This window comes from Streptomyces sp. SID14478 (genome assembly GCF_010548525.1).
Classification (GTDB): domain Bacteria; phylum Actinomycetota; class Actinomycetes; order Streptomycetales; family Streptomycetaceae; genus Streptomyces.
Genome location: NZ_JAAGMG010000448.1, coordinates 1 through 6948, shown reverse-complemented (window position 1 = coordinate 6948; position 6948 = coordinate 1). Strand labels below are relative to the sequence as shown.

The 6948-nt window shown below is 72.9% G+C and carries 7 protein-coding genes; 3 read left to right on the top strand and 4 right to left on the bottom strand.

Annotated features, from left to right (window positions below):
• From G3I40_RS15145 to G3I40_RS15135, 3 genes are all read right to left on the bottom strand, one after another.
• Positions 1-438 (bottom strand): PhzF family phenazine biosynthesis isomerase (locus G3I40_RS15145; RefSeq protein ID WP_164302696.1); only part of this gene is annotated, 438 nt, incomplete at its 3' end.
• 83 nt (positions 439-521) lie between these two features.
• Entirely contained in the window at positions 522-983 is a 462-nt protein-coding gene (locus G3I40_RS15140) for a lamin tail domain-containing protein (RefSeq protein ID WP_164302695.1), read from the bottom strand.
• Between the two features lie 151 nt (positions 984-1134).
• The gene (locus tag G3I40_RS15135; protein ID WP_164302694.1) at positions 1135-1902 is read right to left on the bottom strand and encodes an SDR family oxidoreductase; all 768 of its coding nucleotides are present in this window, start codon (positions 1900-1902) and stop codon (positions 1135-1137) included.
• A 106-nt stretch (positions 1903-2008) separates the two neighbouring features.
• Between G3I40_RS15135 and G3I40_RS15130 the strand changes: the two genes are divergently transcribed.
• Positions 2009-3643, top strand: coding sequence for an alkaline phosphatase D family protein (locus G3I40_RS15130; protein WP_164302693.1), 1635 nt, complete (start codon positions 2009-2011; stop codon positions 3641-3643).
• Between the two features lie 142 nt (positions 3644-3785).
• Here G3I40_RS15130 and G3I40_RS15125 read toward each other — a convergent pair whose 3' ends face one another.
• The gene (locus G3I40_RS15125) at positions 3786-4784 is read right to left on the bottom strand and encodes a Gfo/Idh/MocA family oxidoreductase (protein WP_164302692.1); all 999 of its coding nucleotides are present in this window, start codon (positions 4782-4784) and stop codon (positions 3786-3788) included.
• Between the two features lie 104 nt (positions 4785-4888).
• Between G3I40_RS15125 and G3I40_RS15120 the strand changes: the two genes are divergently transcribed.
• Positions 4889-6205, top strand: coding sequence for a multidrug effflux MFS transporter (locus tag G3I40_RS15120; protein ID WP_164302691.1), 1317 nt, complete (start codon positions 4889-4891; stop codon positions 6203-6205).
• On the top strand, positions 6163-6948 hold a 786-nt coding region (locus G3I40_RS15115), incomplete at its 3' end, for a serine hydrolase domain-containing protein (protein WP_164302690.1). The genes G3I40_RS15120 and G3I40_RS15115, both read left to right, overlap by 43 nt.

Sequence of the window (6948 nt, the reverse complement as noted above, 5' to 3'; positions counted from 1 at the left end):
GGCCGGCCAGTCCAGGGCGGCCAGCGCCTCGGCGAGGTCGTCGGCGGCGACGTCCTCGACGTGCGGGGCGACGCTGGTGAGGGTCGCGCGCAGGACGCCGTCGGCACCGGTGACGCTGACCGGGACCTCGCCGGCCGGGGTGTGGAAGAGGAAGTCGCCGGTGCCGTGGCGCTCCGCGAGGGCGACGGCGGTGGCGACGGTGGCGTGGCCGCAGAACGGAACCTCGGCCTTGGGGCTGAAGTAGCGCAGGGTGTAGGCGCGTCCGTCGGCCGGGTCCGGCCCCGGGGTCAGGAACGCGGACTCGCTGTAGCCCAGATCGGCGGCGATCTTGAGCATGTCCTCGTCGCCGAGGGCGGAGGCGTCGAGCACGATCCCGGCGGGGTTGCCGCCGTCCGGGGTGGTGGCGAAGGCGGTGTAGCGCAGCACGTCGTGGGTCATGCGGTCATTGTCGCCGCACGGGACGAGCGCGGCCCCGCACCCCCTGGCAAGGAGTGCGGGGCCGGCTTCCCCCCTTGTGGCGGCTAGTGGCAGTTGACCGCCTGGTGGCCGCGGCCCCAGGAGCAGGAGTCCAGCTGCGAGCCGCTGGGCCGGATCAGGCGGGCCTTGTCGCCGGTGTTGTTCCAGACGTACCAGCCGCGGCCCCAGTACACGACGCCCGCCGCGTTGTGGCCCTTGCCGGTGCGGACCTTGACCGTCTTGCCCGCGCCGATCCTGTAACTGCCGAAGGTGTACGTGTAGCCGGTGTTGTCCTTCAGCTTGTAGCCCTTGAGCTGGATCGCGGAGCGGGAGTTGTTGTGGATGTTCACCCACTCCCCGTTGAGCTTGCTGTTGCTGTGGGTGTCCGACCCCGGGGTGTCGTACTGGATGTAGCCGAGATGCAGGCCGCTCTGGTGTGCCGCGGCCGAAGCCGGGGACGCGGCGAGCAGCGAGCCCGCGAGGGCCGCCGCGGCGAGAGCGGCCGGGGCCGCGGAACGTATGCGCAAGGTGCACTCCGAGTGTGAAGGTCTCGTGGAGAAGAGCCGAGCATACGGGCCGCGGTGTCCGGTATTGAGGGCGTAGTTCCCATTCCGTTTGTGGAGATTTAGGTCTCAAGCGCTTTCCGTGGGGCGTGCGCCGAGGGCGTGCGGGGAGCGCTCAACCCCGGCCGACGTAGGGCATGTTGGTCGCCAGCACCGTCGCGAACTGCACGTTGGCCTCCAGCGGCAGCTCGGCCATGTGCCGCACCGTGCGCGCCACGTCCGCCACGTCCATCACCGGCTCCGCCGCGAGCTCGCCGTTCGCCTGCAGGATGCCGGACTGCATGCGCTCGGTCATGTCGGTCGCCGCGTTGCCGATGTCGATCTGCCCGCACGCGATCCGGTACGGGCGGCCGTCCAGGGAGAGGGACTTGGTCAGCCCCGTCAGGGCGTGCTTCGTCGCCGTGTACGCGATCGAGTGCGGGCGCGGGGTGTGGGCGGAGATGGAGCCGTTGTTGATGATCCGGCCGCCCTGCGGGTCCTGCTCCTTCATCTGCCGGAACGCCGCCTGCGCGCACAGGAACGCCCCGTTGAGGTTGGTGTCGACGACGTGCCGCCACGCGTCGTACGCCAGGTCCTGCACCGCCACGCCGCCCGGGCCGAACGTCCCCGCGTTGTTGAAGAGCAGGTCGAGCCGGCCGAACCGCTCGCGCACGGCGCCGAAGAGCGCGGCCACCGCGTCGGGGTCCGACACGTCCGTGCGCACGACGAGGGGGCTCGCCCCGGGAGCGAGGGCGGCCGTCTCCTCCAGCGTCTCGGTGCGGCGTCCCGCGAGGGCCACCTGCCAGCCGGCGGCCAGCAGCTCCAGGGCGACGGCCCGGCCGATGCCCGAGCCGGCGCCGGTGACCACCGCGCTGCGTGTCTGTTCGGTTCGCTCTACGTCCATGAGGCGGCAGCGTACGGGCGCCCGGCCATGCGGAGATCACCGATCCGCCATGTGGCTGTTGTGTACGTGACAGTCGGGCGTCGTCCCGGCCCACTCCACTGTGTCCATGACACGCATCCCGTCCCAGCACGCCCCCGAACTCCGTGCCGCCGCACAGCACTTGGGCCGCCGCCGGTTCCTCACCGTCACCGGCGCCGCCGCGGCGCTCGCCTTCGCGGTGAACCTGCCCACGGCCGGCAGCGCGGCCGCCGCCGAACTGGACGCGGCCAAGGTCGCCGGCGACCCGTTCACCCTCGGCGTCGCCTCCGGCGACCCGCAGCCCGACTCCGTGCTGCTGTGGACGCGGCTCGCCCCGAAGCCGTACGAGACCGGCGGCGGCCTGCCCGCGCAGCGCGTCGAGGTGCGCTGGGAACTCGCCCACGACGAGCGCTTCCGCCGCGTCGCCAGGCGCGGCACGGTCACCGCGCACCCCGAGTTCAACCACTCCGTGCACGTCGAGGTCGGACACCTCGCGCCCGGCCGCGTCTACTACTACCGCTTCCGCGTGGGCCGCTGGATCAGCGGGACGGGCCGCACGCGCACGGCGCCCGAGGCCTCCCGGCGCGTGGCGGGGCTGACCTTGGCCGCCGTCTCCTGCCAGGCGTACCACGACGGCTACTTCACCGCGTACAAGCACCTGGCCGAGGACGACGTCGACGTCGTCTTCCACCTCGGCGACTACCTCTACGAGTACGCGGTCACCTCGGCCGGCGGCGCCCGTGCGTACACCGACCGGGTGCTGCCCGACGTCTTCAACCGGGAGACGGTGACCCTGGACGACTACCGGCTGCGCTACGCCCTCTACAAGTCCGACCCGGACCTGCGGGCCGCGCACGCCGCGCACCCCTTCGTCGTCACCTGGGACGACCACGAGACCGAGAACAACTACGCCGACGACGTCTCCGAGAACGACGACCCGCCGGCCGAGTTCCTGCTGCGCCGCGCCTCCGCGTACCGCGCGTACTGGGAGAACCAGCCGCTGCGCCGCCCCCAGCTGCCCACCGGGCCCGACGCCCAGCTCTACCGGCGCCTGGTCTGGGGCCGCCTCGCCCAGTTCGACATCCTCGACACCCGGCAGTACCGCTCCAACCAGGCCTACGGCGACACCGCCCACGCGCCGGGGCCCGAGTCGGACGACCCGGCGCGCACCATCACCGGCGCCACGCAGGAGCGCTGGCTGATCGACGGCTGGCGGCACTCGCGCGCCCTGTGGAACGTCGTCCCGCAGCAAGTCACCTTCTCCGAGCGGAAGTTGGACCTCACCGCCGCGGCCAAGCTGTCCATGGACGCGTGGGACGGCTACCGGGCCTCGCGGGCGCGGGTCCTCGCCGGGGCGAAGGCGGCCCGCGTCGAGAACCTCATGGTGCTCACCGGTGACGTGCACGTCGGGTACGCCTTCGACATCAAGGACGACTTCGACGACCCGGCGTCGCGCACCCTCGGCACCGAGATCGTCGCCACGTCCATCACCTCCGGCAAGGACGGCGCGGAGAAGCCGTCCACGTGGGAGACGTACACCAAGGCCAACCCGCACCTGAAGTTCTACAACGGCCGCCGGGGTTACGTGACGGTCGGCCTCGGCGAGGAGTCGGCGCGGGCCGACTTCAAGACGGTGTCAGCAGTGACCGTCCCGGGGGCGGGCATCACCACGGCGGCGTCCTTCGTCACCGCCGTGGGCGACCAAGGTCTCCGTCCGGCGTAAGGCCGGTGGGGGCTGGCCGCGCAGTTCCCCGCATCTCCCTGAGGTGCGGCGCGAAGCGCCCGCATTTCAGGGGCGCGGGGAACTGCGCGAGAAGCCCCCACCGGAGGCGCACCCGGCAACGGACGCCGACCCGGCAGACGCCTCACCGCTCCCCGGGATACCGCACCCCGATCTCGCCCCGGACGGAGTCAAGCGTCCGCATCACCCCCAAGGACCCTTCCAGCGGAACGAGCGGCGACTCCGTGTCGCCGGCCCGCAACCGGCCCATCACCTCAAGTGCCTCGTGCCGCAGGGAATCGCGCGGCCCGTCCTCGGGCGCCGCCGCGAACTCCTGCGGGTCACGCCCGTCCCGGTGCAGCACGAACCGGTCGGGGTGGAAGAACCCGCCCGGCACGTCGATCCGCCCGGCGGACCCGGTCACCGAAGCCGTGACCCCCGTACCGGCGTTGATCGCACAGTGCAGCAGGGCCCGCGCCCCGCCCGCCCACGACAGCAGCATCCCGGTCTGCAGGTCGACGCCCTCCTCCGACAGCTCCGCGGACGCGGCCACCCGCTCCGGCTCCCCGAGCAGCAGGTGCGCGAACGACACCGGGTACACGCCGAGGTCCAGCAGCGCGCCCCCGCCCTGCGCGGGATCCCGCAGCCGGTGGGAGGGCGGGAAGGGGCCGGCGAGACCGAAGTCGGCCTGCACCGTGCGCACTTCGCCGATCGCCCCGTCGTCGACGAGCGCCTTGAGCCGCCGGATCAGCGGGTTGCAGTACATCCACATGGCTTCCATCAGGAACAGGCCCTGCGCCCGGGCCAGCGACACCAGCTCCCCGGCCTCCCGCGCGTTCAGGGCGAACGCCTTCTCGCAGAGCACCGCACGGCCCGCCTCCAGGCAGAGCCCGGCCGCCTCCCGGTGCGCCGAGTGGGGCGTGGCCACGTACACCACGTCCACGTCCTCGTCCGCGGCGAGCGAGGCCCAGTCGCCGTACGCGCGCCCGATCCCGAACCGTTCCGCGAACGCCTTCGCCGACGTCTCGGTCCGCGAGGCCACGGCCACCACCTCGGCGTCCGGCAGGTCCAGCAGGTCCGCCGTGAACGACCCGGCGATCCCGCCCGTCGCGAGAATGCCCCACCGCACGCGTTCCGCTGCCATCCGTGCCCCACCTCAAAAGTTGGTCTCGACCAGTCCGCAGAGCTGAGAGCATAGGTAATCGCACGTACGACCGGGAGAGACGAAAGGGAACGAGGGGCATCGGGATGGCGGAGAGCGCAAGCACCGGGACCACCAGGGACACCGCGCAGCCCGCGCACGTTCCCCGGCCCGGCGGCCCAACCACCGTCCCCCGGGCGGCCGTTCGGACCGGTTTCCTCGTCACCCTGGTCCTCGGCGGACTCACCGCCGTGCCGGCCCTGTCCATGGACATGTACCTCCCGGCGCTGCCGGAGGTCACCGGCTCGCTGCACACCTCCGCCGCCACCGCGCAGCTCACGCTCACCGCGTGCCTGACCGGCATGGCGCTCGGCCAGCTCGTGGTCGGCCCGATGAGCGACAAGTGGGGGCGGCGCAGACCGCTGCTCATCTGCCTGTTCCTCTACATAGCCGCCACCGCGATCTGCGCCGCCGCCCCGAGCGCGGCCCTCCTCATCGCCCTGCGGCTGCTGCAGGGACTGGCCGGCTCGGCGGGCATCGTGATCGCCCGCGCCGTGGTCCGCGACCTCTACGACGGCGTCGCCATGGCCCGTTTCTTCTCCAGCCTGATGCTGATCTCCGGCGTCGCCCCGATCGTCGCGCCCCTCATCGGCGGCCAGGTCCTGCGCGTCACGGACTGGCGGGGCGTCTTCGTCGTCCTCACCGTCGTCGGCATCGCGCTCACCGCCCTGGTGTGGAAGTGCCTGCCGGAGACGCTCGCGCCCGCGCTGCGGCACGGCGGCGGCCTCGGCGAGACCCTGCGCACCATGCGCGCACTCCTCGCCGACCGCGTCTTCACCGGCTACATGATCGCGGGCGGCTTCGCGTTCGCCGCGCTGTTCTCGTACGTGAGCGCCTCCCCGTTCGTGATCCAGGAGATCTACGGGGCGTCGCCGCAGACGTTCAGCCTGCTCTTCGGGCTCAACTCGATCGGCCTGATCGCCACCGGCCAGCTCAACGGCAAGGTCCTGGTCGGCCGGGTCAACCTCGACAAGGTGCTCGGCACCGGCCTCGCCCTGATCGTCCTCGCCGCCACCTTCCTGCTCCTCGTCGCGACCGGCACCTTCGGCACCCCCGAGGACCTCGGCCTCGCGCCCATCGCCACCGGCCTGTTCGTCCTCATGGCGTCGATGGCCCTGGCCACCCCGAACACCAACGCGCTCGCCCTGATGCGCACCCCGCACGCCGCCGGCTCCGCGTCCGCGCTGCTCGGCACCTCCTCCTTCCTCATCGGCGCGATCGCCTCGCCGCTCGTCGGCATCGCCGGGGAGCACACGGCCGTACCCATGGCCCTGGTCCAGCTCTCCTGCGGACTGGCGGCGGCGCTCGCGTTCGTGACCCTGTGCCGCCCCTGGCGGCGGACCCGGGAGGTGACGGGGATCTGAGCTCGCCACGACTGCGCCGCGGCACTCCGGAACGGGCCGGCCTGGACGCCGCCGAACTGGCCGCCCTCGTCCGTGACGTCCGCCTGCTCGTCGAGGGCCCCCGCCCCTGGTGCGCGGGCGCCGTGCTGCTCGCCGGGCGCGGCCCCGTGCTCGCCGCCGAGGCCGCCTGCGGCTGGGCGGTGCGCTACGGCGCGTACGACGAGGCCGCCGACCGCGGTGTCGACCTCCCGCGCCGGGCCCGGGTGCCCATGACCCCGGACACCCCCTTCGACCTGGCCTCGGTCACCAAGCTGTTCACCACGATCGCCACCGTGCAGCAGATCGAGCGCGGCACCCTCGGCATCGACGCGCGGATCGGCGCCTACCTCCCGGAGTTCACGGCCGCCTCCCGGCACGACATCACCGTCCGCCAGCTCCTCACGCACACCTCGGGCCTGCGCCCCGAACTCCCGCTGTACGACGCCCCGGACGCGCCCTCCCGCCTCGCGCTGCTGCGCGCCGAGGCGCCCTGCGCCACGCCGGGGGAGTACCTCTACTCCGACCTGAACATGCTGCTGCTCCAGCACCTCCTGCAGCGCCTCACCGGCCGCCCGCTCGACGCGCTCGTCCGCGAGGGCATCACCCGCCCCCTCGGCATGGCCGCCACCTCGTACGGGCCCCGGCCGGGCGCCGCCGCCACCGAGGACCAGCGCCGCCCCTGGGCCAAGGCCGACCGGGGCATGCTGCGCGGCGAGGTGCACGAC